This is a genomic window from Xylophilus sp. GW821-FHT01B05 (genome assembly GCA_038961845.1).
In the GTDB taxonomy this organism is placed as follows: Bacteria; Pseudomonadota; Gammaproteobacteria; order Burkholderiales; family Burkholderiaceae_C; genus Xylophilus.
In genome coordinates, this window is record CP152408.1 from 5,640,741 (window position 1) to 5,664,498 (window position 23,758).

General features: G+C 67.3%; 25 protein-coding genes. 6 read left to right on the forward strand and 19 right to left on the reverse strand.

What is annotated here, in order from left to right:
- Window positions 1-35: 35 nt before the first annotated feature.
- Genes phnC through phnE (AAFF27_26310) form a run of 3 tightly spaced genes read left to right on the forward strand, consistent with a single transcriptional unit; the run spans window position 36 to window position 2,447 of the window.
- Window positions 36-821: a phosphonate ABC transporter ATP-binding protein gene (phnC, locus tag AAFF27_26300; protein ID XAH23445.1), complete on the forward strand. Its 786-nt coding sequence runs from the start codon at window positions 36-38 to the stop codon at window positions 819-821.
- A complete protein-coding gene (gene phnE / locus AAFF27_26305; GenBank protein ID XAH23446.1) occupies window positions 818-1,624 on the forward strand; it encodes a phosphonate ABC transporter, permease protein PhnE in 807 nt (268 codons plus the stop codon). The genes phnC and phnE (AAFF27_26305) overlap by 4 nt, the downstream gene beginning before the upstream one ends.
- Entirely contained in the window at window positions 1,617-2,447 is an 831-nt protein-coding gene (gene phnE, locus AAFF27_26310) for a phosphonate ABC transporter, permease protein PhnE (protein XAH23447.1), read from the forward strand. Before phnE (AAFF27_26305) ends, phnE (AAFF27_26310) begins: the two co-directional genes overlap by 8 nt.
- A 190-nt stretch (window positions 2,448-2,637) precedes the next feature.
- Here the strand turns inward: phnE (AAFF27_26310) and holA are convergent, their stop codons facing one another.
- The 7 genes from holA to AAFF27_26345 all read right to left on the reverse strand — a co-directional run bounded on the left by holA (window position 2,638) and on the right by AAFF27_26345 (window position 9,588).
- The gene (gene holA / locus AAFF27_26315) at window positions 2,638-3,723 is read right to left on the reverse strand and encodes a DNA polymerase III subunit delta (protein XAH23448.1); all 1,086 of its coding nucleotides are present in this window, start codon (window positions 3,721-3,723) and stop codon (window positions 2,638-2,640) included.
- A 132-nt stretch (window positions 3,724-3,855) separates the two neighbouring features.
- The gene (gene lptE / locus AAFF27_26320) at window positions 3,856-4,359 is read right to left on the reverse strand and encodes an LPS assembly lipoprotein LptE (GenBank protein ID XAH23449.1); all 504 of its coding nucleotides are present in this window, start codon (window positions 4,357-4,359) and stop codon (window positions 3,856-3,858) included.
- Window positions 4,360-4,373: 14 nt separating this feature from the next.
- A complete protein-coding gene (gene leuS, locus AAFF27_26325; protein XAH23450.1) occupies window positions 4,374-7,052 on the reverse strand; it encodes a leucine--tRNA ligase in 2,679 nt (892 codons plus the stop codon).
- Between the two features lie 75 nt (window positions 7,053-7,127).
- Complete coding sequence (locus AAFF27_26330; protein ID XAH23451.1) at window positions 7,128-7,568, reverse strand: biopolymer transporter ExbD; 441 nt, start codon at window positions 7,566-7,568, stop codon at window positions 7,128-7,130.
- A gap of 15 nt (window positions 7,569-7,583) precedes the next feature.
- Window positions 7,584-8,231 (reverse strand): MotA/TolQ/ExbB proton channel family protein, encoded by a 648-nt coding sequence (locus AAFF27_26335; protein XAH23452.1) that lies wholly within the window; start codon window positions 8,229-8,231, stop codon window positions 7,584-7,586.
- An 8-nt stretch (window positions 8,232-8,239) separates the two neighbouring features.
- Complete coding sequence (gene dapB, locus AAFF27_26340; GenBank protein XAH23453.1) at window positions 8,240-9,073, reverse strand: 4-hydroxy-tetrahydrodipicolinate reductase; 834 nt, start codon at window positions 9,071-9,073, stop codon at window positions 8,240-8,242.
- A gap of 56 nt (window positions 9,074-9,129) precedes the next feature.
- The gene (locus AAFF27_26345; protein ID XAH26332.1) at window positions 9,130-9,588 is read right to left on the reverse strand and encodes an outer membrane protein assembly factor BamE; all 459 of its coding nucleotides are present in this window, start codon (window positions 9,586-9,588) and stop codon (window positions 9,130-9,132) included.
- A gap of 229 nt (window positions 9,589-9,817) precedes the next feature.
- On the opposite strand from AAFF27_26345, the gene fur reads away from it, so the two are divergent.
- On the forward strand, window positions 9,818-10,243 hold the full coding sequence (fur, locus tag AAFF27_26350; protein XAH23454.1) for a ferric iron uptake transcriptional regulator: 426 nt from the start codon (window positions 9,818-9,820) through the stop codon (window positions 10,241-10,243).
- A 112-nt stretch (window positions 10,244-10,355) separates the two neighbouring features.
- On the opposite strand, the gene hprK is transcribed toward fur, so the two are convergent.
- The 3 genes from hprK to raiA all read right to left on the reverse strand — a co-directional run bounded on the left by hprK (window position 10,356) and on the right by raiA (window position 12,205).
- The gene (hprK, locus tag AAFF27_26355) at window positions 10,356-11,309 is read right to left on the reverse strand and encodes an HPr(Ser) kinase/phosphatase (protein ID XAH23455.1); all 954 of its coding nucleotides are present in this window, start codon (window positions 11,307-11,309) and stop codon (window positions 10,356-10,358) included.
- Window positions 11,306-11,773 (reverse strand): PTS sugar transporter subunit IIA, encoded by a 468-nt coding sequence (locus AAFF27_26360; GenBank protein ID XAH23456.1) that lies wholly within the window; start codon window positions 11,771-11,773, stop codon window positions 11,306-11,308. Before AAFF27_26360 ends, hprK begins: the two co-directional genes overlap by 4 nt.
- A 102-nt stretch (window positions 11,774-11,875) precedes the next feature.
- On the reverse strand, window positions 11,876-12,205 hold the full coding sequence (raiA, locus tag AAFF27_26365) for a ribosome-associated translation inhibitor RaiA (protein ID XAH23457.1): 330 nt from the start codon (window positions 12,203-12,205) through the stop codon (window positions 11,876-11,878).
- A gap of 460 nt (window positions 12,206-12,665) precedes the next feature.
- On the opposite strand from raiA, the gene corA reads away from it, so the two are divergent.
- Window positions 12,666-13,652 carry a magnesium/cobalt transporter CorA gene (corA, locus tag AAFF27_26370; protein ID XAH23458.1) on the forward strand — a complete coding sequence of 329 codons (987 nt, stop codon included), beginning with the start codon at window positions 12,666-12,668 and terminating at the stop codon, window positions 13,650-13,652.
- A gap of 48 nt (window positions 13,653-13,700) precedes the next feature.
- Here corA and AAFF27_26375 read toward each other — a convergent pair whose 3' ends face one another.
- The 5 genes from AAFF27_26375 to AAFF27_26395 form a co-directional block, all read right to left on the reverse strand.
- Window positions 13,701-14,465: a 5'-methylthioadenosine/adenosylhomocysteine nucleosidase gene (locus AAFF27_26375; GenBank protein XAH23459.1), complete on the reverse strand. Its 765-nt coding sequence runs from the start codon at window positions 14,463-14,465 to the stop codon at window positions 13,701-13,703.
- 34 nt (window positions 14,466-14,499) lie between these two features.
- Window positions 14,500-16,173, reverse strand: a complete 1,674-nt coding sequence (locus tag AAFF27_26380; GenBank protein ID XAH23460.1) for a long-chain-fatty-acid--CoA ligase — start codon at window positions 16,171-16,173, stop codon at window positions 14,500-14,502.
- A gap of 86 nt (window positions 16,174-16,259) precedes the next feature.
- Window positions 16,260-17,681 carry an NAD(P)(+) transhydrogenase (Re/Si-specific) subunit beta gene (locus AAFF27_26385; GenBank protein XAH23461.1) on the reverse strand — a complete coding sequence of 474 codons (1,422 nt, stop codon included), beginning with the start codon at window positions 17,679-17,681 and terminating at the stop codon, window positions 16,260-16,262.
- Window positions 17,678-18,007, reverse strand: a complete 330-nt coding sequence (locus AAFF27_26390; protein ID XAH23462.1) for an NAD(P) transhydrogenase subunit alpha — start codon at window positions 18,005-18,007, stop codon at window positions 17,678-17,680. Before AAFF27_26390 ends, AAFF27_26385 begins: the two co-directional genes overlap by 4 nt.
- Before the next feature lie 16 nt (window positions 18,008-18,023).
- Window positions 18,024-19,154, reverse strand: a complete 1,131-nt coding sequence (locus tag AAFF27_26395) for a Re/Si-specific NAD(P)(+) transhydrogenase subunit alpha (protein XAH23463.1) — start codon at window positions 19,152-19,154, stop codon at window positions 18,024-18,026.
- 146 nt (window positions 19,155-19,300) lie between these two features.
- On the opposite strand from AAFF27_26395, the gene AAFF27_26400 reads away from it, so the two are divergent.
- The gene (locus AAFF27_26400; GenBank protein ID XAH23464.1) at window positions 19,301-19,783 is read left to right on the forward strand and encodes an NUDIX hydrolase; all 483 of its coding nucleotides are present in this window, start codon (window positions 19,301-19,303) and stop codon (window positions 19,781-19,783) included.
- Here AAFF27_26400 and AAFF27_26405 read toward each other — a convergent pair.
- From AAFF27_26405 to AAFF27_26420, 4 genes are all read right to left on the reverse strand, one after another.
- Window positions 19,780-20,757, reverse strand: a complete 978-nt coding sequence (locus AAFF27_26405) for a D-2-hydroxyacid dehydrogenase (GenBank protein ID XAH23465.1) — start codon at window positions 20,755-20,757, stop codon at window positions 19,780-19,782. The genes AAFF27_26400 and AAFF27_26405 overlap by 4 nt on opposite strands.
- Window positions 20,754-21,671: a tripartite tricarboxylate transporter substrate binding protein gene (locus AAFF27_26410; protein ID XAH26333.1), complete on the reverse strand. Its 918-nt coding sequence runs from the start codon at window positions 21,669-21,671 to the stop codon at window positions 20,754-20,756. The genes AAFF27_26405 and AAFF27_26410 overlap by 4 nt, the downstream gene beginning before the upstream one ends.
- Before the next feature lie 117 nt (window positions 21,672-21,788).
- A complete protein-coding gene (locus tag AAFF27_26415; GenBank protein XAH23466.1) occupies window positions 21,789-22,691 on the reverse strand; it encodes an amidohydrolase family protein in 903 nt (300 codons plus the stop codon).
- A gap of 49 nt (window positions 22,692-22,740) precedes the next feature.
- Window positions 22,741-23,742 carry a tripartite tricarboxylate transporter substrate binding protein gene (locus AAFF27_26420; protein ID XAH23467.1) on the reverse strand — a complete coding sequence of 334 codons (1,002 nt, stop codon included), beginning with the start codon at window positions 23,740-23,742 and terminating at the stop codon, window positions 22,741-22,743.
- Window positions 23,743-23,758 lie beyond the last annotated feature (16 nt).

A 23,758-nucleotide genomic window follows, 5' to 3' on the forward strand; every position in this document is an offset into this window, starting at 1 on the left:
GGCCGGGAGGCGCCCCCATCTCACGGAAGATTCGCATGACCCCCTCCCTGCATGCAGGCTCGCTGCACATCCAGAAGCTGGTGAAGGAATACCGCCCGGGCGTGCCGGTGCTGAAGTCGATCGACCTGCGCATCGACGGCACCGGCCTGACCAGCATCATCGGCCCCTCGGGCACCGGCAAGTCCACGCTGATCCGCTGCATCAACCGCCTGGTCGATCCGACCGCCGGCCAGATCTGGCTCGACGTGGCCGGCGAGCGGCTCGACATGGCCCAGTTGCGCGGCAGCGCGCTGCGCCGCAGCCGGCGCCATATCGGCATGGTGTTCCAGGAATACAACCTGGTCGAGCGCCTGACCGTCATGGAAAACCTGCTGACCGGCCGCCTGGGCTATCTGTCGGCCTGGAAGGCCTGGCGCCGCAAGTTCCCGGCCGAGGACTTCGAGCGCGCCTACCAATTGCTTGACGTGATCGGGCTGGGCAGCTTCGCCCACCAGCGCGCCGATGCGCTGAGCGGCGGCCAGCGCCAGCGCGTGGGCATCGCGCGCGCACTGATGCAGCAGCCGGCGATCCTGCTGGCCGACGAGCCCACGTCTTCGCTCGACCCCAAGACCTCGGTCGAGATCATCCAGCTGCTGCGCGAGCAGGGCCGCGCGCGCGGCATCCCGGTGATCGTCAACATCCACGACGTGGAGCTGGCGCGGCGGCACTCCGACCGCATCGTTGGCATGACCGGCGGCCACGTGGTCTACGACGGCCCGCCCGCCGGCCTGACCGACGCCCACCTGCAGACCATCTACGGCGGCCAGGAATGGATGCAATGAGCAGCGCCCAAGCCGCCACGCCCGCGCCCAGGCCGGCGCAGGCCTTTGCCTGGAGCGGCACGCAAAAAACCGTGCTGCTCGCCGTGCTGGCCTACAGCGTCTACGTGATCGCGCAGATGGACCTGTCGTGGGCACGCCTGTCCACCGGCATGCACCAGGGCGCGCGCTTCCTGGGGCGCATGGTGCCGCCCGATTTCTCCAAGATGGATGTGCTGTGGGAAGGCATCCGCGAGACGCTGCAGATCGCCGTGCTGGCCACCGTGGCCGGCGTGGCGCTGAGCCTGCCGGTGGGCCTGCTGGCGGCGCGCAACATGGTGCCGGGCTATGTGCGCACCGGCGCGCGCGGGCTGATCGCGGTGTGCCGCTCGCTGCACCCGGTGATCACCGCCATCCTGTTCGTGAAGGCGGTCGGCTTTGGCCCGCTGGCGGGCATCCTGGCGCTGGTGGTGGCCACGGTGGGTTTTGTCGGCAAGCTGTTTGCCGATGCGATCGAAGAGATCTCGCCCAAGCAGATCGAGGCGGTGCGCGCCACCGGCGCATCGTTCGCCAACGTGGTGCTGTTTGGCGTGCTGCCGCAGGTGATGGGCCGCTTCGTCGGCTTTGCCACCTACCAGCTCGACTCCAACCTGCGCAACTCCACCATGGTGGGCATCGTCGGCGCGGGCGGCATTGGCGGTGCGCTGTTCTCCGCCTTCCTGCGCTTTGAATACAGCTTTGTCTGCACCATCCTGGCCACGGTGATCGCCATCATCGTCGTCGGGGAAATCGTGGTGAACGCCACGCGAAAGGCCTTGAATGTCTAGCCCCGCCCTCCTGCCTGCTGCTGCTGCGGCCGCCGCGCCGCGCCAGTGGCAGCGCTTCTCGCTCGGCCAGCGGCTGCTGCGCTACGCGGTGACGCTGCTGGTCGTCTGGGCCGTGGTGCAGTCGGCGCGCACGGTCGAGGTGATCCCGGAGTTCCTCGTCGATGCGCCCGAGCAGATGGTCGACATGCTGCAGCGCATGTGGCCGGTGGACTGGTCGCACTACCCGGCGGTGGTGCACGCAGCCCTGGTCGAGACGCTGCACATGGCCACGCTCGGCACCCTGCTGTCGCTGGCGCTGGCGATCCCGCTGGGCCTGCTGGTGGCCGGCAACGTCACCCGCAACCGCGCGCTGAACTTCGCGGCGCGCGTGGTGCTGGTGGCCAGCCGCTCGGTCAACTCGCTGGTCTGGGCGCTGCTGTTCGTGGCGATCTTCGGGCCCGGGCCGCTGGCCGGCATGTTCGCCATTGCCTTCCGCTCGGTGGGCTTTGTCGGCAAGCTGCTGGGCGAGGCGATCGAGCAGGCGCCGCGCGGCCCGATCGAGGCGCTGCAGGCCGCGGGCGCCTCCACTTCCGCGCAGATCTGGTACGGCTACTGGCCGCAGGTCAAGCCGGCCTTCTGGTCGGTGGTGCTGCTGCGCTGGGACATCAATGTGCGCGAGTCCGGCGTGCTTGGCCTGGTGGGCGCAGGCGGCATCGGCGTGGCGCTGGACACCGCACTCAACCTGTTCCAGTGGACCCAGGTGGCGGTGATCCTGATCGCGGTCTTTGCCGTGGTGGTGCTGGCCGAGGTGGTGGTGACCCAGGTGCGCAAGCGGGTGCTGTGACGCCGCGCCAGGTTTTTTGGTAACTACTCACCCCCGTTCGCCCTGAGCCTGTCGAAGGGCTTGGTGATGCGTGGCAGGGCTTCGACAAGCTCAGCCCGAACGGTGTGGGGGCTGAGTAGTTACGTTTTTTGAACAAAAAGTGGCTTAAGCCCAGGTGGGTCCTGGGCTTATAGCTATCAAATAAGGAGCATCAAGCGCCGGCGCGCGCAGGCGTCGCGGCGCAGGCCCGGCACAGGCCCTGGGCCAGCCGGTGCAGCGCCTGCCAGCCGTTGCGCGGCCAGCCTTCCTGCGGCAGGCCTTTGACGATGCCGTCGACCTGGTGCGCGGCCTGCAGCAGACGGGCCAGCGTGCGCGCATCGAGCCGGGGCAGCACGCGCTCGAACAGGCGCTCGCGCGGGCCCCAGATGCGCTGCTCGCGCAGCGCCATCGGCAGCGGGCGGCCCGCAGACATCGCGTCTTTCACGCGCTTCAGGGCGCGGATGTCTTCGGCCAGGGTGTAGTGCACCAGCACCTCGGCCTCGCCCTCGGCCTGCAGGCCGTCGAGCATGCGCTGCACCCGCGCCGCCTGGCCGCCCAGCACCGCCTCTGATAGCTTGAAGACGTCGTAGCGCGCCACATTGGCCACCGCCGCCTCGACCTGCTCCTGCGTCAGCACGCAGGGCGTGCCGGGCACGGCCGGGTAGAGCAGCGCGAGCTTCTGGATCTCCTGGTGCGCCGCGAGCAAATTGCCCTCGACCCGGTCGGCAAAGAACTGCAGCGTGCGCTGGCCTTCATCGCCGGCCGCCACCTGCTGGCCCTGGCGCTGCAGGCGCTGGGCGATCCACTGCGGCAGCGCGCCGCGCTCCACCGGGTCGATCTGCAGCGTGACGCCGGCGTTCTCCAGCGCCATGAACCAGGCGCCGGTGCGCGTCGCCTTGTCCAGGCGCGGCAGCATGACCAGGGTCAGCGTGCCCTCTTGCCCGGCGGCGCCAGCGGCCAGTTGCTGCAGCGCGGCGCTGCCGTCCTTGCCCGGCTTGCCGGAGGGGATGCGGATCTCGACGATCTGGCGCTCGGCAAACAGCGAGAGCGAGCCGCCGGCGGCCAGCACCTCGCTCCAGTCGAAATGCGCGCCAGCCACGGTGTAGACGGTGCGCTCAGCCGGGCCGAGCGCGCGCGCGGCCGCGCGGATGGCGTCGGCCGCCTCCTGCTGCAGCAGCGGCTCGTCGCCATGCAGCACATAGAGCGGGCGCAAGCCCTTTTGCAGATGGGCGGCGAGCTGGGCCGGGGCCAGTTGCATATCAGTGCCCCGCCATGGCGTTGCACGATGCGCGGCCCAATGCCAAGAACACCGCGGAACCGGCTCCGCCGGGCCGCTGGTGTTGCCCCCTGCAAGGGGGTTGGCGAAGACGCGAAGCGCGAAGCCTGGGGGTCATATAGTTTTTACAGCAGCAAGGCGCCGCATGATTTGCTGCACCACGTCGGTCTGCATGCTGCGGTAGATCAGCTGCGCTTCGGCTTCCTTGGCCAGGGCCAGGGTTTCGTCGTAGCTCTGGTCCTGCTGCATGAGGATCTCGGTCGGCGCCAGCAGTTCGCGGTCGTCCGGCGAGCGCAGGCGAAAGCGCACGCGTATGCGCAGCTGGAACTCGCGCACCTGGCCGGCCGAGTTGTAGCCCAGCACCACGCGTTCGCGCTGGTCCTGCAGCACCTCCAGGATGACCTGCGCGTTGTCGCGCTGGGCGATGTCGCGGATCACGGTGATCTTGCCGCCCGACTCCAGGTTGCGCCGCAGCTCGATGCCGAAGGATGAGTTGGTCGCCAGGTAGATGCTGGAGAAGGCGAAGTTGGGCGCCTGCCGCAGATGGAAGCCGCAGCCGGCCAGGCCACCCGCCGAGGCAAGGACCACAAGAGAAGAGGCAAAGGCGCGTCGCTGCATGCTGCGGCTCCGGTTCAAATGACGATGTTGACCAAACGGCCAGGCACCACCACGATCTTCTTGGGGGCGGCACCAGCGGCCAGCTTGCGGTACTCCTCATTGGCCAGCGCGGCCTGCTCGATCACCTCTTTGGAGGCGCCGGCCGGCACGCGGATCGCGCCGCGCAGCTTGCCGTTGACCTGCAGCATCAGCTCGATCTCGTCCTGCTGCAGGGCGGATTCATCCACCACCGGCCAGGGCGCATCGAGCAGATCGCCCAATTCGCCGGCATAGCCCAACTGCGACCAGAGCGTGTGCGTGAGGTGCGGCGTGGCTGGGTAGAGCACGCGCAGCAGGATGCCAAAGCCTTCGATCAGCGCCACTTCAGCGCCCGGCGTGCCGGTGGACTTGAAGCTTTCCAGCGCATTGAGCAGCTTCATCGCGCCAGAGACGACGGTGTTGTACTGCATGCGCTGGTAGTCGTAGTCCACCTGCTTGAGCACGGTGTGGACTTCCAGGCGCAGGGCCTTGGCTTCCTTGCCAAACTTTACGTCTTTCAGGGCTTTAGCCCCCGCTACGCTTAGGCTGGCAGCTACAGAATCAATAGCAGAAAGCTTGGCACCGAAGTTCCAGACGCGGCGCAGGAAGCGGTAGCTGCCCTCGACCGCAGCGTCGTTCCACTCCAGCGTGGCTTCGGGCGGCGCGGTGAACATGGTGTAGAGCCGCGCGGTGTCGGCGCCGTACTTGCTGATCAGGTCCTGCGGGTCGACGCCGTTGTTCTTGGACTTGGACATGGTGCCCACGCCCTCGTAGTCGATGGCGGTACCCACCGGCAGCGCGCCCACGGCATTGACCAGCTTGGCGCCAATGACCTTGCCGGCCTCGTCCAGCACATGCTCGACGTCATGCGGCCAGAAGTATTCCTTGCCGCCCTTCTCGGTGCGGCGCGAGTAGATGTGGTTGAGCACCATACCCTGCGTGAGCAGCTTGGCAAAGGGCTCGTCGACCTTGACCAAGTCCAGGTCGCGCATGACCTTGGTCCAGAAGCGGGCGTAGAGCAAGTGCAGGATCGCGTGCTCGATGCCGCCGATGTACTGGTCCATCGGCATCCAGTAGTCGGCGCCCGCGCCGACCATGGCCTGCTCGTTCTTCGGGTCGCAATAGCGCATGAAGTACCAGGACGAGTCCACGAAGGTGTCCATGGTGTCGGTCTCGCGCCGCGCCGGCTTGCCGCAATGCGGGCAGACGACGCCAGCGTGAAAGCCTTCGTGCTTGTGCAGCGGGTTGCCCGAGCCATCCGGGATGCAGTCCTGCGGCAGCACCACCGGCAGGTCTTTCTCAGGCACCGGCACGGCGCCGCAGTCTTCGCAATGGATGATGGGGATCGGCGTGCCCCAGTAGCGCTGGCGGCTCACGCCCCAGTCACGCAGGCGCCAGGTGGTCTTCTTCTCGCCCAGGCCCTTGGCCTGCAGCGCATGGACGACGGCATCGACCGCCTCCTGGTAGGGCAGGCCGCTGAAGCTGTCGGAATTGATGGTGACGCCGCGCTGCTTGTCACCGTACCAGTCCTGCCAGCGGTGGTAGTCGTAGTGCTCGCCGTCGACCAGCACCACCTGCTTGATCTCGATGCCGTACTGCAGCGCAAAGGCAAAGTCGCGCTCATCGTGCGCGGGCACGCCCATCACGGCGCCGTCGCCATAGGACATCAGCACGTAGTTGCCAACCCAGACCTCGACCTGCTCGTCGGTGAACGGGTGCGTCACGGTCAGGCCGGTGCGCACGCCCTTCTTCTCCTGGGTGGCGATCTCGGCCTCGGTGGTGCCGCCAGACTTGCACTCTTCGATGAAGGCGGCCACGCTGGGCTGGGTCTTGGCCGCATGCAGCGCCAGCGGATGCTCGGGCGCAATGGCGCAGAAGGTCACGCCCATGATGGTGTCGGCACGGGTGGTGAAGACGTAGAGCCGGCCGTCGCCGATCAGCGCACCGTCATCGCCGCGAACGTCGTGCGGGAAGGCAAAGCGCACGCCCTGGCTCTTGCCGATCCAGTTCTCTTGCATCAGGCGCACGCGCTCGGGCCAGCCCGGCAGCTTGGTCTGGACATGGTCCAGCAGCTCTTCGGCGTAGTCGGTGATCTTCAGGTAGTAGCCCGGGATCTCGCGCTTTTCCACCACGGCGCCGGTGCGCCAGCCCTTGCCGTCGATCACTTGCTCGTTGGCCAGCACGGTCTGGTCCACCGGGTCCCAGTTGACGACCTGGGTCTTGCGGTAGGCGATGCCCTTCTCCAGCATCTTCAGGAACAGCCACTGGTTCCACTTGTAGTAGCTGGGGTCGCAGGTGGCGACTTCGCGCGACCAGTCGATGGCCAGCCCCATCGCCTGCATCTGCTTCTTCATGTAGGCGATGTTGTCGTAGGTCCACTGCGCCGGCGGCACGCCGTTCTTCAGCGCCGCGTTCTCGGCCGGCAGGCCGAAGGCGTCCCAGCCCATGGGCATCAGGACGTTGTAGCCCTTCATGCGCAGGCTGCGGGTCAGCATGTCGTTGATGGTGTAGTTGCGCACATGACCCATGTGCAGCTTGCCGCTGGGGTAAGGCAGCATCGAGCAGGCGTAGTACTTGGGCTTGTCCGCGTTCTCGGTCACGCGGTAGGCGTCGCGGGCGGTCCAGTCGGCCTGCGCAGCGCGCTCGACCTCGGTGTGTTGGTATTTGTCTTGCATGGAAACGGTGGGTTTGCCGGCGCCCGCTGCGCGGCGCTCGGCACGAGCCGCAGACGGCGGCATGACGCCGCGATTTTAGGGTTTCCGCCCGGCGGGTGCCGCAACAGCCGGGTCGGCCATGAAGCCGATGCGCGTGAGGCCTGCCTTCTGCGCCAGGCCCAGCACCTCGACCACGCGGCCGTAAGGCACGCCGGCATCGGCGCGCAGCTGTAGTTCGGTGGCCGGATCAGCCCGCGCGGCATCGGCAAAACGCGCCGCCACGGCCTCGACGGCCACCGGCTTGTCGTCCAGGAACACCTGGCCGGATTTGTCCATCACCACCGCCAGGGATGCCGGCTTGCTCACCGGCGCGGCGGAAGCCGCCTGGGGCAGGTCGAGCCGGATGCTGCTGGCCAGCAGGGGCGCGGTCAGCAGGAAGACCACCACCAGCACCAGCATCACATCCACCAGCGGCGTGACGTTGATGTCGCTGAGGGGCGCGCTGCTGGCGCCGCGGTCGAGACGTCCGAAGGCCATGGTGCGGCGGCCGGCTCAGCCCGGCGGCAGCTCCGGCAGGTCGCGCAGGTCCTGCGCGAAGCCTTCGAGAGCCGCCTCGATGCGCGTGATGCGGCGGCCAAACAGGTTGTAGGCCAGCACCGCAGGAATGGCCACGGCCAGGCCGGCGGCCGTCATCACCAGGGCCTCGCCCACCGGGCCGGCGATGCGCTCGATGGTGATCTGGCCGGCACCGGCGATATCGACCAGCGCACGGTGGATGCCCCAGACCGTGCCGAGCAGGCCCACAAACGGGGCAATCGCGCCCACCGTGGCCAACAGCACCTGGCCAAACTGCAGGCGGCCCAGGACCGCGTGCAGGACATCGCGCAGCACCCGGGTGCGCCGCTGCTGGCGGTCGCCGGTGCCCGCCAAGCCCGGTGTTGCAGCCAGTGGCGCCAGGGCTGCCAGGAAGGGAGTGACCAGCGCATGCCGGTCGAAGGTTGCCACGGCGCGATGGGCATCCGCCAGCGAGTTGGCCTGCCAGAAAGCGGCGGTGCCGCGTGCCACGTCGGCCACGGCGCGCTGCAGCAACCAGAGCTTCCAGGCAATCACCACCCAGCTCGCCACCGACAGCACCAGCAAGCCAATCGCGACGCTGCGCGAAACGGCATCACCTTCGATCAGGAAGCGCGCCGCGTTCATCGCACCGCTCAGCCGTGCAGGCCCAGCACATCGAACATGTCGTAGAGGCCCGGCTTCTTGCCAGCCAGGAAGCGCACCGCACGCAGGCTGCCCTGGGCGTAGCCGGCGCGGCTGGAGGCCTTGTGCGAGATCTCGATGCGCTCGCCGGTGCCGGCGAACAGCACCGTGTGGTCGCCCACGATGTCGCCACCGCGAATGGCGGCAAAGCCGATGCTGGAGGGATCGCGCTCGCCGGTAACGCCCTCGCGTGCATAGACCGCGCATTCGTCGAGCGAGCGGCCAAGCGCGCTGGCAATCACCTCGCCCATCTTCAGCGCCGTGCCCGAGGGCGCATCCACCTTGTGGCGGTGGTGGGCCTCCAGGATCTCGATGTCATAGCCGGTGGACAAGGCCTTGGCAGCCATCTCCAGCAGCTTGAGCGTGACGTTCACGCCCACGCTCATATTGGGCGCCATGACGATGGGAATGTCGCGCGCGGCAGCCGCAATGTCTGCCTTCTGCGCCGCGGTAAAACCGGTGGTGCCGATCACCAGCGCCACGCCGCGCTCACGGCAGGCCGCCAGGTGCGCCATCGTGCCTTCCGGGCGGGTGAAGTCGATCAGCGCATCCGCACCGGCCACGCCGATGGCCGGGTCTGCCGTGATCTGCACGCCGCTGGCCAGGCCCAGGAATGCAGATGCATCCGAGCCGATGGCGGGGCTGGCGGCGGCGTCCAGCGCACCGGCCAGCACGCAGTCGTCGGCGGCACGCACCGCCTCGATCAGCATGCGGCCCATGCGGCCGGAGGCGCCGGCAATGGCCACACGGTGCCGGGCAGCGGAAGAAGAAGGCGTAGCGCTCATGCGAATGGCATCAGGAAAAAGAGGAGGAATTGGTGCACCGCGGCGGCACCAGGTGCTCAGCGCCCGGTAGAGGACGATTCGAGCGGCGGGTAGCTGGTGGGCAGTGGCGGCTCGGCCGCCTGGGACGTCGCGGCATCGGGCGACGGCGCCTTGCTGGCAGGAAAGCGTTTGAGCTGCGCTTCGGTCGCCTCCAGCACCGGCGCCTTGCCGGAAGCCCGGGGCCGGGTATCGAGCTGGGCCACGAAGTCGGCTTCGCTCGGCATCTCGTCGCCCTCGAAGCGCTCAAGCAGGTCGTCCTTGAAGAACACGCTCAGGCGCCGTGCCTGGGGTTCGACATTGGGGCGCTTGATGGTGAACACATAGTCCCAGCGATCAGCGTGGAAGATGCTGGTCACCAGCGGAGTGCCCAGCACTTCGCGCACCTGCAGCCGGCTCATGCCCGTCTGCAGCGCCGCCGCTTGCTCCTTGGAGACGAAGTTGCCCTGCACGACCTCGATCTTGTAGGGCGTCACCATGCTGGCAATGCGGTTGCTGGCACTGTCGACCGAGCCGCAGGCCGGCAGCAGAGCGCTCAGGGCGACAATGGCGCCGGCCAGGGCGCCGCTGCGGAGAAGTTCGGGCATGGGAAGGAAGGCTGACGATATGATCGGCCCATTGTAGCGGCAGCCCCTTTTGCCGCCGTCCCGCCCACCCGCCATGCAAAATCCTTGCATGGCCGCAGTGGCAGCTTCGGAGAACCCATCCATGTCCAGCAACATCGAAGACCTCAAGAGTACCGGTCTCAAGGCCACCTTGCCGCGCCTGAAGATTCTGGAAATCTTCCAGAAGGGCAAGCAGCGCCACATGACGGCCGAGGACGTGTTCCGTGTGTTGCTGGAAGAGCGCTCCGACATCGGCCTGGCTACGGTCTACCGCGTGCTGACCCAGTTCGAGCAGGCCGGCATACTGAGCCGGCGCCATTTCGAAAGCGGCAAGGCCGTCTACGAGCTCAACGAAGGCTCGCACCACGACCACTTCGTCTGCACCAGCTGCGGCAAGGTCGAGGAGTTCTACGACGCCGAGATCGAGAAGCGCCAACTGGCCGTGGCCAAGGCCATGGGCTGGCAAATGCAGGACCACGCCATGGCGCTGTACGGGCTGTGCGCCGACTGCATCAAGACAAAAGGCTAAAGCTCGCCCCCCAGGCTTCGCACTTCGTGTCTTCGCCAACCCCCTTCCGGGGCGGCACCTACGGCCCGGCGGAGCCGGTTCCGTGGTGCCCTTGGGCTGATAGGTCGGCGCCTTAAGGCTCGCCGCGTTCCATCGCGCGCTGGTGGCGCTCGACGAATTCCTGGTAGGTGTCGATACCGCGCAACTGCAGGATGGTGTTGCGCACCGCAGCCTCGACCAGCACGGCGATGTTGCGGCCGGCGACCACCTGGATCACTGCCTTGCGCACCGGGACGTCGAGCACATCCTGGGTTAGGGGCTCATGCGGCAGGCGCTCGTACTCGCGCTCCATGGTTTCGCGCCGCACCAGGTGCACGATCAGTTTGAGCCGCATCTTGCGGCGCACCGCCGTCTCGCCAAAGATGGCGCGGATGTCCAGCAAACCGATGCCGCGCACCTCCAGCAGGTTCTGCAGCAGCTCGGGGCACCGCCCCTCGATGGTGGCCTGGTTGATGCGAAACAGGTCCACCGCATCGTCGGCCACCAGGCCGTTGCCACGCGAGATCAGCTCCAGCCCAAGCTCACTTTTGCCCAGGCCCGACTCGCCGGTGATCATCACGCCCAGGCCCAGGATGTCCATGAAGACGCCGTGCATGGTGACCCGGTCGGCGAAATGCTTGGACAGGTAGGCACGCAGCACGTCGATGACAAAGGCCGCCGACTCGTGCGTGGCGAACATCGGGATCTGCGCCCGCTCGCACATGGACACCAGCGCATCGGGTGCGGTCTGGCCGTCGGTCAGGATCAGCACCGGCGGCTCGAGCGTGACGATGCGCGCGATGCGCCGCGCGCAGTCCTCAGGGGTGGCATTGGTGAGGTAGGCCACCTCGCGCTCACCCAGGATCTGCACCCGGTAAGGGTGGATGTAATTCAGGTAACCGACCAGGTCGGCGCCGGAGCGCGCGGCGCTGACGGCCACGGCTTCGAAGCTGCGCTCGGAGGCGCCCAGGCCCGCAACCCATTCCCAGCGCAGCGAAGAGCGAAACTCCTCGAACAGAACGTCAGCGCTGACGACGGTGGGTTTCACGCAGGCTGAGTGGATTGCCAACTGGCAATCGTGGTGTGCAGTTCGGTGGCGTCAGCGCAGGTCTTGATCTTCTCGCGCAGCGGTGCATCGCTCAGCAACTCGGCGATCTCGGAGAGGATCTCCAGATGCTTCTGCGTGGCGGCTTCAGGCACCAGCAGGAAGATCAGCAGGGCAACCGGGCGCTCGTCGGGGGCATCGAAGCCGATCGGCTGCGCCAGTTGGAACACGGCAGCCATGGGCGCCTTCAGTCCCTTGATGCGGCCGTGGGGGATGGCCACACCATGCCCGAGGCCGGTGGAGCCCAGCCGTTCACGGGCGAAGAGGCTGTCGGTGATGAGGGCTCGGCTCAGGCCGTGCTGTTCTTCGAACAGCAGTCCGGCCTCTTCGAATGCGCGCTTCTTGCTAGTGGCATCGACGCTCACAAGCACCTGAGCGGCCGGCAGAATGGAGGCGAGACGGTTCATAGTGGTGAGGGCGGATTATGCACCTTGCGGTGCAACAATCCACCCCCAGGGGCCAGTACGGTTGGCGCATATGCGCAACAGCCGCGGGCGGCCCCGAGCCGCTTACATGAGGCGCTTGGACGGTTCGTGGTGGTGGTCCTGCAGGCGGTCCTTGTGCCGGACGACCTGGCGGTCGAGCTTGTCGAACAGTTCATCTACCGCAGCGTAAAGATCGGCATGCGCGCATTCCGCGAACATGGTGTTGCCTTTGACGTTGATGTTGCACTCGGCGCGCTGGCGGCGTTGCTTCTCCTTTTGCTTCTCGACTGTGAGCAAGACCTTCACGTCCACCACCTGATCGAAGTGGCGTGTGATTCGGTCCATCTTGGCAGTTACGTAGTTGTGCAGCGCAGGGGTGACATCGAGGTGATGACCGCTGATCGTCAAGTTCATAAATAGCCTCCAGGAAAAGCTCCGGTTGGAAATACCACCCCGTTGCAGGGCGGCGCGAACGCATGTTTTCTCGAGTCGGATTCACTATGCGCCGGCCGTACGCCGAAATCAATCAGGAGCGCCGGCAACGCCTGGTGACCCGCATGCAGGCCTATGATTTCATTGATCTTTTCGAGACTGAAGCACGATGTAAAAGTCCGTCTGCAAGGGCTGTTGCGGCCAGAAACCCCAGCGCCAACAGGGCAATCCCGCCTGGCTTGCGATGCGCTTTTTTGGTGCCCACGGGCCGGGGCCCGACATGGTGCGGTGCGATAATTTCGCGCTAGCATTTTTTGCAGGAAAAGCACCATGGAGTCCTCTCCCAGTCGGTAGCTTTCAGGGCCCGTGACGCATCGTGCACCGGGAGCTGAAAGCCAGTCCCCCACACCTTGCCGATGCCCTACCCCTACGGGAATGCTCCATGCTCAATATCTTCTCGCTCGTCAACGGTCGCCTGGTCCAGGAGGAGATCGAATCCCTCGAAGAGCTGACCCGCTTCCAGCCGATCTGGGTGGACCTGGAATCACCAACGCTTGAGGAAAAGCGCTGGATCAAGCAGCACTACGCGCTGTCGATCCCCGAGGACGCCACGGGCGAAGACATCGAGGAGTCGGCCCGCTTCTACGAAGAAGACAACGGCGACCTGCATGTGCGCAGCGACTTTTTGATCGCCGACGAGGAAGAGCCGCGCTCGGTGCGCGTGGCCTTCATCCTGAACCAGCACAACAGCGGCAACCGCAGCCGCGGCGTGCTGTTCACCATCCACGACGAGGATGTGCCAACCTTCCGCCTGCTGCGCATGCGCGCGCGCCGGGCGCCGGGGCTGATCGAGGATGCCAAGGACGTGCTGCTCAAGCTGTTCGACGCCGATGCCGAATACTCCGCCGACACGCTGGAGGACATCTACGACGAGCTGGAAAAAGCCAGCACCAAGGTGCTGTCGGGCGACGTGACCGATGCGCTGGCCGGCGAGGTGCTGGGTGCGATTGCGCGGCAGGAAGACTTGAACGGCCGCATCCGCCGCAACGTGATGGACACGCGCCGCGCGGTGAGCTTCATGATGCGCAGCAAGATGCTCAACGCCGAGCAGTTCGAGGAAGCGCGCCAGATCCTGCGCGACATCGAGTCGCTGGACAACCACACGGCCTTCCTGTTCGACAAGATCAACTTCCTGATGGATGCGACGGTCGGCTTCATCAACATCAACCAGAACAAGATCATCAAGATCTTCTCGGTGGCCAGCGTGGCACTGCTGCCGCCGACGCTGATCGCGAGCATCTACGGCATGAACTTCAAGATCATGCCGGAGCTGGACTGGGCCTGGGGCTACCCCTATGTGCTGGGGCTGATGATCGCCAGCGCGGTGGTGCCCATGTGGTACTTCCGCCGGCGCGGCTGGCTGGGCTGAGCCATTTTTAAGAGAAAAGTGCCTCTAGCCCTTATCCCACCTGGGCTACTAGCTATTATTTAAGTAGCACCCCATGATGACCCCGGCATAGCGGCTGGCCACGGCCGTGACGAAGGCGGGGAAGTCGACATGCGCGGCATCGTCGGCCCGGTCGGACACGGTGCGCACCGCGGCAAAGGGCAGGCCGTAGGCCGCGCAGACCTGGGCCACGGCGGCGCTTTCCATGTCGACCGCCAGCGCCTCGGGCAGCGCGGCGCGCAGCTCTGCCACCTCGGCGTGCGAGGACACAAAGCGGTCGCCGCTTGCCAGCAAGCCATGGTGCACCTTTGGCTGCTGCAGGCCAAAGCGCAGGCGCTCGGCTGCATCGACCAGATCCGGGTCCGCCAGCGCCGCGCGCGCCGCCTGCAACAGAGCGTCGGTCAGGGCGGCATCTGCGGGGAAGCGTGAAACACCCGTAAGCGGCACCTCGAAGCGCGGGAACAGCGGCGCTGCATTCATGTCGTGCTGTACGAAGTCGCGCGCCACCACGACGTCGCCCACCCGCACCTGCGCCCCGAGCCCGCCGGCCACGCCGGTGAACAGGATGCGCGCCGCGCCAAAGCGCTCGATCAATAGGGTGGCGGTGCTGGCTGCGGCCACCTTGCCAATGCCGGACAGCGCCAGCACCACGGGCAGGCCGTCGAGCGTGCCTTGGACGAAGCTGCGGCCAGCATGGCTGCTGGCGACCGGAGCGGCCAATCGCATGGCCAGGCCGGCTTGTTCTTCGGGGAGTGCGCTGAGGATGGCGGTGGGCGCATGGGCGGTGAGAGGCATGCGCCCGATGATCCCACGCGGCGCGTGGGCCGGGTCAGCGCTTGTCGCGCAGCTCGCGCCGCAGGATCTTGCCGACCGGTGTCTTGGGCAGCTCGGCGCGGAACTCGACCACGTGCGGGCGCTTGTAGCCGGTCAGGTTGGCGCGGCAGTAGTCGAGCACCTGGGCTTCGGTCAGGGTTTCGTCTTGCCGCACGATCACCACCTTGACGGTCTCGCCGGTCTTCTCGTCCGGCACGCCGACTGCCGCGCATTCACGCACGCCGGGCATGGCCGCCAGCACGTCCTCGACCTCGTTCGGGTAGACGTTGAAGCCGCTGACCAGAATCATGTCCTTCTTGCGGTCGACGACGCGGAAGTAGCCGCGCTCGTCGACCACGCCGATGTCGCCAGAGCGCAGGAAGCCGTCGGCGGTCATGACCTTGGCGGTCTCGTCCGGGCGCTGCCAGTAGCCGGCCATCACTTGCGGGCCGCGGATGGCGAGCTCGCCGCGCTCGCCCAGCGGGACTTCGTTGCCCTCGTCGTCCAGCAGCTTCATCTCGGTGGAGGGCAGCGGCAGGCCGATGGTGCCGGTGTAGGCGGTGCTGTTGGTCGGGTTGCAGCTGACCGAAGGCGAGGTTTCCGACAGGCCGTAGCCCTCGCAGATCGAGCAGCCGGTTTTCTTGAGCCACAGCTCGGCCACCGCTGCCTGCACCGCCATGCCGCCGCCGACCGAGATCTTCAGATGGCTCCAGTCCACCTTGTCGAAGTCAGGGTGGTGGGCCAGGCCGTTGAACAGCGTATTGACCGCAGGAAAGCTGTGGAAGCGGTGCTTGGACAGCTCCTTGAGCGTGCCAGCAAGGTCGCGTGGATTGGGGATCAGCACGGTCTTGCCGCCGGTGCGCATGCTCAGCATCATGTTCACCGTGAAGGCGAAGATGTGATAGAGCGGCAACGCGCAGATGGCCGTGGGCTGCTCGCCTGCGGGCACCTTGTGCATGGCGGGCAGGTTCCAGGCCTCGGACTGCAGCACGTTGGCAATGATGTTTCGGTGCAGCAGCGTTGCGCCCTTGCTCACGCCCGTGGTGCCGCCGGTGTACTGCAGCAGGGCTACGTCGTCGGGGCCGATGGCGGGGGCGGTGAAGCTGCCGCGCGCGCCCTGGGCCAGGGCGTCGTTGAAGCGCACCGCGCCCGGCAGGCGATAGGGCGGCACCAGCTTCTTCACGCTGCGCACCACATAGTTGACGATGGCGCCCTTGAGGAAGCCGAGCCGGTCGCCCATGGCGCACAGCACGATGTGCTTCACCGGCGTGGCGGCAATGCACTGCTCCAGCGTGTGCGCGAAGTTCTCGATGATGACGATGGCCTTGGCGCCGGAGTCCTTCAGCTGGTGCTCCAGCTCGCGCGGGGTGTAGAGCGGGTTGACGTTGACCACCACGCAGCCCACGCGCAGGATGGCCGCCACGGCCGCCGGGTACTGCGGCACGTTGGGCATCATGATGGCGACGCGGTCGCCCTTGGTCAGCCCCAGGCCCTGCAGGTAAGCCGCGAGCTTGCGGCTGGTGTTGTCGGTCTCTGCGTAGCTGACGTCGCGGCCCATGAAGCTGTAGGCCGTGCGGTCCGCATAGCGGCCAAAGCTCTCTTCCATGAGGGCCACCAGCGAGCGGTACTGCCCGGGATCAATCTCTGCCGGCACGCCCGCCGGATACTGCGAAAGCCAAGTCTTTTCCATAGGTTTTGTGTCTCCTCAAGTGGCCCATTGTGGCCCAAAAAGCACGATCGTTCTAAAACGCCGCCCGCGCCCGCAGGCGCGGCATCTCACTCGATGGCTTTGGTCATGTCCTCGACCACCTTCTTGGCGTCGCCAAACACCATCATGGTCTTGTCCATGTAGAACAGCTCGTTGTCCAGGCCGGCATAGCCCGCGGCCATGGAGCGCTTGTTCACGATCACCGTCTTGGCCTTGTAGGCCTCCAGGATGGGCATGCCGTAGATCGCGCTGCCCTTGGTGTGCGCAGCCGGGTTCACCACGTCGTTGGCGCCGAGGATGATGGCGACGTCGGCCTGGCCGAACTCGCCGTTGATGTCTTCCATCTCGAACACCTGGTCGTAGGGCACCTCGGCCTCGGCCAGCAGCACGTTCATGTGGCCCGGCATGCGGCCGGCCACCGGGTGGATGGCGTACTTGACGGTGATGCCCTTCTCGGTGAGCTTGGCGGCCAGTTCCTTCACCGCATGCTGGGCGCGCGCCACGGCCAGGCCGTAGCCGGGCACGATCACGACCGTCTCGGCGTTGGACAGCACGAAGGCGGCGTCGTCGGCGCTGCCGCTCTTGACCGGCCGCTGTTCGCTGCTGCCGGCACTAGCGGTGGCCGCCTCGCCGCCAAAGCCGCCCAGGATCACGTTGAAGAAGGAGCGGTTCATGGCCTTGCACATGATGTAGCTCAGGATCGCGCCCGAGCTGCCCACCAGCGAGCCGGCAATGATCAGCATGCTGTTGTTCAGGCTGAAGCCAATGCCCGCGGCCGCCCAGCCCGAGTAGCTGTTGAGCATGCTCACCACCACCGGCATGTCGGCCCCGCCGATCGGGATGATGATGAGCACGCCCATGACGAAGGCCAGCGCCAGCATGGCAAAGAAGGCCGGCCAGCTCTCGGTGGCCACGAACAGCAGGCCCAGGGCAACGGTCAGCAGGCCCAGCACCAGGTTGAGCATGTGCTGGCCCTTGAACTGCACCGGCGCGCCACGGAACAGGCGGAACTTGTATTTGCCCGAAAGCTTGCCAAAGGCAATCACCGAACCGCTGAAGGTGATGGCGCCGATGGCCGCGCCCAGGAACAGCTCCAGCCGGTTGCCCGGCGGGATCGGATCGCCCTGCAGCGCAATGCCGAAGGCATGCGGCTCGGCCACCGCGGCCACGCCGATGAACACCGCGGCCAGGCCGATCATGCTGTGCATGAAGGCGACCAGCTCGGGCATCTTGGTCATCTCCACGCGCTGCGCCATCACCGCGCCCGCCGTGCCGCCCACCAGCAGGCCCAGCAGCACCCAGCCCAGGCCGAGCGCGCTGCCGGCCAGCGTGACGATCAGCGCAGCGGTGGTCAGCACGGCGATCGCCATGCCGGTCATGCCGAAGATGTTGCCGCGAATCGAGGTGGTGGGGTGGCTCAGGCCCTTCAGGGCCTGGATGAAGCAGACGCTGGCGACCAAATACAGCAGCGTGACAAGGTTCATGCTCATGCCGCATCTCCCTTGTCGGCCGCAGGCGCAGCTACCTTCTTGTCTTTCTTGCGGAACATCTCCAGCATGCGCCGGGTGACCAGAAAGCCGCCAAAGACATTGACCGCCGCCAGCGCCACGGCCAGCACGCCCATGGTCTTGCCCAAGGGCGTGGTGGTGAGCGCGGCGGCCAGCATGGCGCCGACGATGACGATGGCCGAGATGGCATTGGTCACGGCCATCAGCGGCGTGTGCAGCGCGGGCGTGACCGTCCAGACCACGTGGTAGCCGACATAGATCGCCAGCACGAAGATGATCAGGTTGGTGAGGGTGTGGGAGATTTCCATGGCGTCCTCTTGCGGTTCAACTACGCTTGACTTCGCCGCCCTGTGCCACAAGGCAGGCGGCCACGATGTCGTCGTCCAGGTTGACCTGCAGGCCGCCCTCTTTGGTGAGCACGAGCTTGAGAAAATCCAGGATGTTGCGCGCATAAAGCGCCGAGGCATCAGCCGCCACCAGCGCAGGCAGGTTGGTCTCGCCGACGATGGTCACGCCATGCTGGACCACGGTCTTGCCAGCCTCGGACAGCGGGCAGTTGCCACCCACGCCACCCGGGCCCTTGCCCGCGGCGATGTCGACGATGACCGAGCCCGGCTTCATGGCCTTGACCATGTCCTCGGTGACCAGGGTGGGCGCAGCGCGGCCGGGAATGAGCGCGGTGCTGATGACGATGTCGGCCAGCGCCACGCGCTTGGCCACTTCCACCTGCTGGCGCGCCAGCCAACTGGCCGGCATGGGCTTGGCGTAGCCGCCAACGCCGACGGCGGCTTCCTTTTCTTCGTCGGTGTCATAGGACACCTCGATGAACTTGCCGCCGAGCGACTCGACCTGCTCCTTGACGGAAGGCCGCACGTCCGAGGCTTCAATGACGGCGCCCAGACGCTTGGCCGTGGCAATCGCCTGCAGCCCCGCCACGCCCACACCCAGCACCACGACGCGCGCGGCCTTCACCGTGCCAGCGGCGGTCATGAGCATGGGGAAGAAGCGCTGGTATTTGTCGGCTGCGATCATCACGGCCTTGTAGCCGGCGATATTGGCCTGGGACGAGAGCACATCCATGCTCTGCGCGCGCGTGGTGCGCGGCGCGGCTTCCAGCGCAAAGGCGGTCAGGCCTGCGCCCGCCAGGCGCTGCAGGCCGTCCTTGTCGAAAGGGTCGAGCATGCCGAGCAGCGCGGCGCCGGAGCGCATCAGGGCCAGTTCGTCGGGCTGCGGGCTGCGTACCTTGAGCACCAGATCGCTGCCAAAGGCGCCAGCGCGGTCGGTGATCTCGGCCCCGGCTGCGACATAGGCCGCGTCGGTGACGCTGGCCGCCACGCCGGCGCCGGACTGCACCCGCAGCACGTGGCCTTGCGCGATGAGCTTCTTCGCTGTCTCCGGGGTGACGGCTACTCGGGCTTCGCCCACCGTGGTTTCGGCGGGTACTCCTATCTGCATGGGACTCTCCTCTGGAATGGAAGGAAACTCAGCGCGCGAAGGCGGAGCTTACCGGATGTAACCGCCTGGACCGCCTGCCGCAAACCCGCAGTTCGCCGTGCGGCGGCGCCATATCCCGACGGGATAATGCCGGCATGAATAAACCCGTGACGACGCGATGGAAGCCCAGCGTCACCGTGGCAGCGGTGATCGAGCGGGACGGCCGCTTTTTGCTGGTGGAAGAGCAGACCTCCGAAGGACTCAAGCTCAACAACCCGGCCGGCCACCTGGACCCGGGCGAAACCCCGGCCCAGGGCTGCACGCGCGAGGCGCTGGAAGAGTCCGCCTATGACTTCACGCCTACGGCGCTGGTGGGCGTGTACATCTCGCGCTTCCAGCGCAGCGATACGGGCGACGACATCACCTACCTGCGCTTTGCGTTTGCCGGCGATGTGGGCACCCACCACGCCTGGCGCACGCTGGACGATGGCATCGTGCGCACGCTATGGATGACGGCCGATGAGATCCGCGCCTGCCCCGACCGCCACCGCAGCCCGCTGCTGCTGCGCTGCCTGGACGACTACCTGGCCGGCAAGCGCTATCCGCTGGACATCGTCTACACCGATGCTTCGGTATTGGCGGGAATCTAGGCCAGGTTCTGCAGCGGCTGCCCGGCCTGCCAGCGCGCAAGATTGCTGAGGAACAGCGCCTCCACGCGCGCCGCATTGCCGTCGGAGAAGCCCGCGCTGTGCGGCGTGGCGATGACATTGGGCAGATGCCAAAGCGGTGAATCAGCCGGCAGCGGCTCGTGCGCGAACACGTCGAGGAAGGCGCCCGCAAGCCGGCCGCCGCGCAGCGCGTCGATGAGCGCGGGCTCATCCACCACCTCGCCGCGCGCCACGTTCACCAGGTGCGCGCCCTGCGGCAGCCGCGCCAGCGCCGCCGCATCGACCAGGCCATGGGTGCGCTCGGTCAGTGGGCAGGCCAGCACCAGCCAGTCAGCGCGCGGCAGCACGGCCGGCAGCTCGTCGTAGGCGACGGTTTCGACACCGTCCGCAGGCCCTGCGTGTTCGCGCCGCACGGCCACCACATGCAGGCCCAGCGCCACCAGCCAGGCCCCGAGCTGGCGGCCGATGGCGCCCCAGCCGACGATCACCGCCGTCTGGCCGGCCAGGTCGCGCGGCATGCCGCTGCCGAGCAGCGGCGCCCAGCGCGCCTCGCGCTGCGCCGCCAGCAGGCGCGGGAACTGCCGTGCCAGCGCCAGCACGGCTGCCAGCGCGGTCTGCGCAACCACGGCGGCATTGGTACCGGCCGAGGTAGTCACTTGCACGCCACGCGCGCGCAGTTCCACGAACACCGGCCGGTCAGCGCCTGCCGAGTGCACATGCACCCAGCGCAGCGCGGGTGCGGCCAGCAACGCGTCGTAGAAGCTCTGGGTGGCGGGCAGCACCTGGTGCTTGGTCGAGAGCCCGGTCACATCGCGCGAGACGAAGGCCGCATCGAACGGCGCGCCGGCTGCGGCCTCTGCAAGCGACAGCGGCACGACCGCCGCGCCGAGCCGCGTGCCCAGGCGCTCGCGCGCCGGGTCGGACAGCAGCAGGCGCAGCGGCTCCGGGACACTCACTCCGCCACGGCTCCCGAGGCCTGCACGATGATCTTCCACTTCTCATACTCCTTGCGCGTGAAGGCGCCGAACTGCTGGGGCGTGCCGCCCACCGGGTCGGCGCCTTCGCTGATCATCTGCTCTTGCAACTGCGGCAGGACTTCGTTGACGGCCCGGTTCAGGGCCTCGACGACTTTGTCGGGCGTTCCCTTCGGGCCGAAGAAGCCGAACCAAGAGCCTGCTTCAAAGCCGGGGAAACCCTTCTCGGCCACCGTCGGCACACCCGGCAGCGAGCGTGAATGCCGGGAACTCGACACCGCGAGCGCACGCAGCTTGCCGGCCTTCACCTGCTGGATCACCGAAGGGATGGTGGCAAACATGAACTGCAGCCGCCCGGCCAGCAGATCGTTCAAGGCGTTGGCGCCCTTGTAGGGCACGTGCAGCGGCTCGCCGCCCACGCGCTGGCCGAGCATGTAGCTCGACAGGTGCGAAGAGGTGCCAACGCCGGTGGAGCCGTAGCTGAGCTTGCCGGGGTTGGCCTTGAGGTAGGCCACGAACTCCTCGAAGGTCTTGGCTGGCACCGACGGGTGGACGACCAGCACATTGGGTACGTCTGCGATCTGCACGATGGGCACCAGGTCAGTCAGCGGGTCGTACGGCAGGTTCTTGTAGAGCGTCTGGTTGATCGAGATCGGCCCGACCGAGTTGACCAGCAGCGTGGCGCCGTCAGGCACGGCACGCACCACCTCGGCGGTGCCAATGTTGCCGCCGCCCCCAGGCTTGTTGTCGATGATGAAGGGCTGGCCGAGCTTCTCGCCCAGCTTGTTGGCCACGGCGCGCGCCAGGATGTCGGTGGTGCCGCCGGCCGTGAAGGCAACGACCACGCGTACCGGCCTGGTGGGCCAGCGCTCCTGCGCCTGGACCGTGAACGGCATGGCGGCAGATGCGGCGAGGCCCAGGCCTGCGGCCAGTGCCTGGCGGCGTGGCGGTGACGAAGGAAGGTGGCGGTTCATGGTGGTGTCTCCTGTACTTGTGGTGGCGAACAACGGGGCTCAGGCCGGCACGGGCGCAAAGCCGTAGAGAGCAGCAGGGTTGTCGACCAGCACGCGGCGGCGGGTCGCTTCGTCGGGCAGCCAGCGCGCCAGCAAGTTGAGCAGCGCGCCGTCGTCCGGCACCTGGGCCGGGTCGTAGTAGTTGATGTGCGGCCAATCGCTGCCCCAGACCACGCGTGCCGGATTGGCCCGCAGCAGGGCCTGGGCGAACGGATCGATGTCGGCGTAGTCGCGCCCGCCCTGGGTGTTGCGGTCGGCGCCGGAGATCTTGGTCCAGGCCTCGCCGCGCTCCAGCATGCGGCACAGGTGCTCGAAGCCCGGGTCGTCCACACCACGATCGGTGGCCATGCGGCCCATGTGGTCCACGACGAGCGGCAGGCCCAGCCGCAGCAGCCGGGTACTGAGCGCGGGCAGGTCGGGCGCATGGATCCACACCTGCGCATGCCAGCCGCGGCGCGCGATGCGCGGGGCCAGCGCCTCCAGCACGTCGAGGCCTACGCCATTGCGGTAGACCGCATGGCCCTCGCGCTGGAACAGGTTGATGCGCACGCCGCGGATGCCGGCGTCGTGCCAGCGGTCTAGCTCGTCGTCGCTGGTGGCAGGTGACGGCACGGCCACCGCGCGCAGGCGATTGGGATGGCGCTGCAGTGCGTCCAGCGCCACGCCGTTGTCGGTACCGCTGGCGCTGGCCGTCACCAGCACGCCACGCGCAAGGCCAAAGCGGTCCAGATGCGCCAGGAAGGCCTCGATAGGCGCCTGGTCAGGCGTGTAGCTGCGGTCCTCGGCCAGCGGATAGCGGGCATAGGGGCCAAACACATGGGCATGGCTGTCGCAGGCGCCGGGGGGCACGGCAAAGGCCGCCGGCTCATGGGTGGCGCGTGGCGGCAGGCAGGGGCGGGTCATGCGGGGACTCCTCTAGCAAGTGGTGGTGACGGGCGTGGTGCGAGCCCCATCAGGTATTGCTTCCCGCCAGCCGGCCGGACTGCGCGAGCTTCTGAGCGCGCTGGTCTTCTTGCTGCAGCAGTTGGTCGAATGCAGCGGCGCTGCTGGGCCGCGGCGTGCTGCCAATGGTCTGCAGCCGCTGGCGCACCTGTGGGTCGGCCAGGGCTTTGGCCAGCGCAGCGTTCAAGGTGGCGACTGCCTCGGCCGGTGTGCCGCGTGGTGCGAGCAGTCCGGTAGCGGTGGTGGCGTCGAAGTTGGCAACGCCTGCTTCGTGCAAGGTGGGCACCTGCGGCAGTTGCGGGTCGCGCTCGCGCGAGAGCACCGCCAGCGGCCGCAGCGCGCCCGACTGGATGTGCTGGAGCGAACTGGAGAGCTGGTCGCAAATCAGATCGGTCTGGCCACCGATAGCATCCACCAGCGCCGGGGCCGACCCCTTGTAGGCCACGAGGTTGAAGCGGACGTTCGCAGCATCCTCGATGAGCATCAGCGCGACGTGGTTGGTGGTGCCCGGCCCCGCATGGCCGGCGCTGAGGCGGCCGGGATTGGCCCTGGCCTCGCGCAGCAGCGCTGCTGCGTCGGGCAGGCGCTTGTTTTGCGCGCTGGTGGCCAGCACCAGTGCCGTACTCGACACCAGCCCGACCGGCTCAAAGCTCTGCAGCGTGTAGGTGGTCTTGACCATGCGTGGCAGCACCGCAAGGGCATTGGGCGTGGTGACCAGCAGCGTGTGGCCGTCGGCTTCGGCGCGCGCAACAGCCGTCACCCCGATGGCGCCACCGGCGCCGGCGCGGTTGTCCACCACGATGCTCTGGCCGAGCGTGTCCTGCAGCGCCGGCGCGATGGCACGTGCGACGAGGTCGAGATTGCCACCCGGTGCAAACGGCACGACGAGCATGACCAGCTTGCGTGGAAAGCCGCTGCCGTTGGCAGCAGCAAGTGCATGCGGGGCAGAGAAGGGGCCGGCAGCCGCGCAAGCGGCGGCCCAACCCAGCAGTTGCCTGCGGCGGGTAGTCATGGGGGTCTCCTTTTTC

Bases quoted from the DNA above. Each gene is read 5' to 3' on its own strand.
- phnC (XAH23445.1), top strand. From the start codon at position 36: ATGACCCCCTCCCTGCATGCAGGCTCGCTGCACATCCAGAAGCTGGTG.
- phnE (XAH23446.1), top strand. From the start codon at position 818: ATGAGCAGCGCCCAAGCCGCCACGCCCGCGCCCAGGCCGGCGCAGGCC.
- phnE (XAH23447.1), top strand. From the start codon at position 1,617: ATGTCTAGCCCCGCCCTCCTGCCTGCTGCTGCTGCGGCCGCCGCGCCG.
- holA (XAH23448.1), bottom strand. From the start codon at position 3,723: ATGCAACTGGCCCCGGCCCAGCTCGCCGCCCATCTGCAAAAGGGCTTG.
- lptE (XAH23449.1), bottom strand. From the start codon at position 4,359: ATGCAGCGACGCGCCTTTGCCTCTTCTCTTGTGGTCCTTGCCTCGGCG.
- leuS (XAH23450.1), bottom strand. From the start codon at position 7,052: ATGCAAGACAAATACCAACACACCGAGGTCGAGCGCGCTGCGCAGGCC.
- AAFF27_26330 (XAH23451.1), bottom strand. From the start codon at position 7,568: ATGGCCTTCGGACGTCTCGACCGCGGCGCCAGCAGCGCGCCCCTCAGC.
- AAFF27_26335 (XAH23452.1), bottom strand. From the start codon at position 8,231: ATGAACGCGGCGCGCTTCCTGATCGAAGGTGATGCCGTTTCGCGCAGC.
- dapB (XAH23453.1), bottom strand. From the start codon at position 9,073: ATGAGCGCTACGCCTTCTTCTTCCGCTGCCCGGCACCGTGTGGCCATT.
- AAFF27_26345 (XAH26332.1), bottom strand. From the start codon at position 9,588: ATGGTGACGCCCTACAAGATCGAGGTCGTGCAGGGCAACTTCGTCTCC.
- fur (XAH23454.1), top strand. From the start codon at position 9,818: ATGTCCAGCAACATCGAAGACCTCAAGAGTACCGGTCTCAAGGCCACC.
- AAFF27_26360 (XAH23456.1), bottom strand. From the start codon at position 11,773: ATGAACCGTCTCGCCTCCATTCTGCCGGCCGCTCAGGTGCTTGTGAGC.
- raiA (XAH23457.1), bottom strand. From the start codon at position 12,205: ATGAACTTGACGATCAGCGGTCATCACCTCGATGTCACCCCTGCGCTG.
- corA (XAH23458.1), top strand. From the start codon at position 12,666: ATGCTCAATATCTTCTCGCTCGTCAACGGTCGCCTGGTCCAGGAGGAG.
- AAFF27_26375 (XAH23459.1), bottom strand. From the start codon at position 14,465: ATGCCTCTCACCGCCCATGCGCCCACCGCCATCCTCAGCGCACTCCCC.
- AAFF27_26380 (XAH23460.1), bottom strand. From the start codon at position 16,173: ATGGAAAAGACTTGGCTTTCGCAGTATCCGGCGGGCGTGCCGGCAGAG.
- AAFF27_26385 (XAH23461.1), bottom strand. From the start codon at position 17,681: ATGAGCATGAACCTTGTCACGCTGCTGTATTTGGTCGCCAGCGTCTGC.
- AAFF27_26390 (XAH23462.1), bottom strand. From the start codon at position 18,007: ATGGAAATCTCCCACACCCTCACCAACCTGATCATCTTCGTGCTGGCG.
- AAFF27_26395 (XAH23463.1), bottom strand. From the start codon at position 19,154: ATGCAGATAGGAGTACCCGCCGAAACCACGGTGGGCGAAGCCCGAGTA.
- AAFF27_26410 (XAH26333.1), bottom strand. From the start codon at position 21,671: ATGCCGTTCACGGTCCAGGCGCAGGAGCGCTGGCCCACCAGGCCGGTA.
- AAFF27_26415 (XAH23466.1), bottom strand. From the start codon at position 22,691: ATGACCCGCCCCTGCCTGCCGCCACGCGCCACCCATGAGCCGGCGGCC.
- AAFF27_26420 (XAH23467.1), bottom strand. From the start codon at position 23,742: ATGACTACCCGCCGCAGGCAACTGCTGGGTTGGGCCGCCGCTTGCGCG.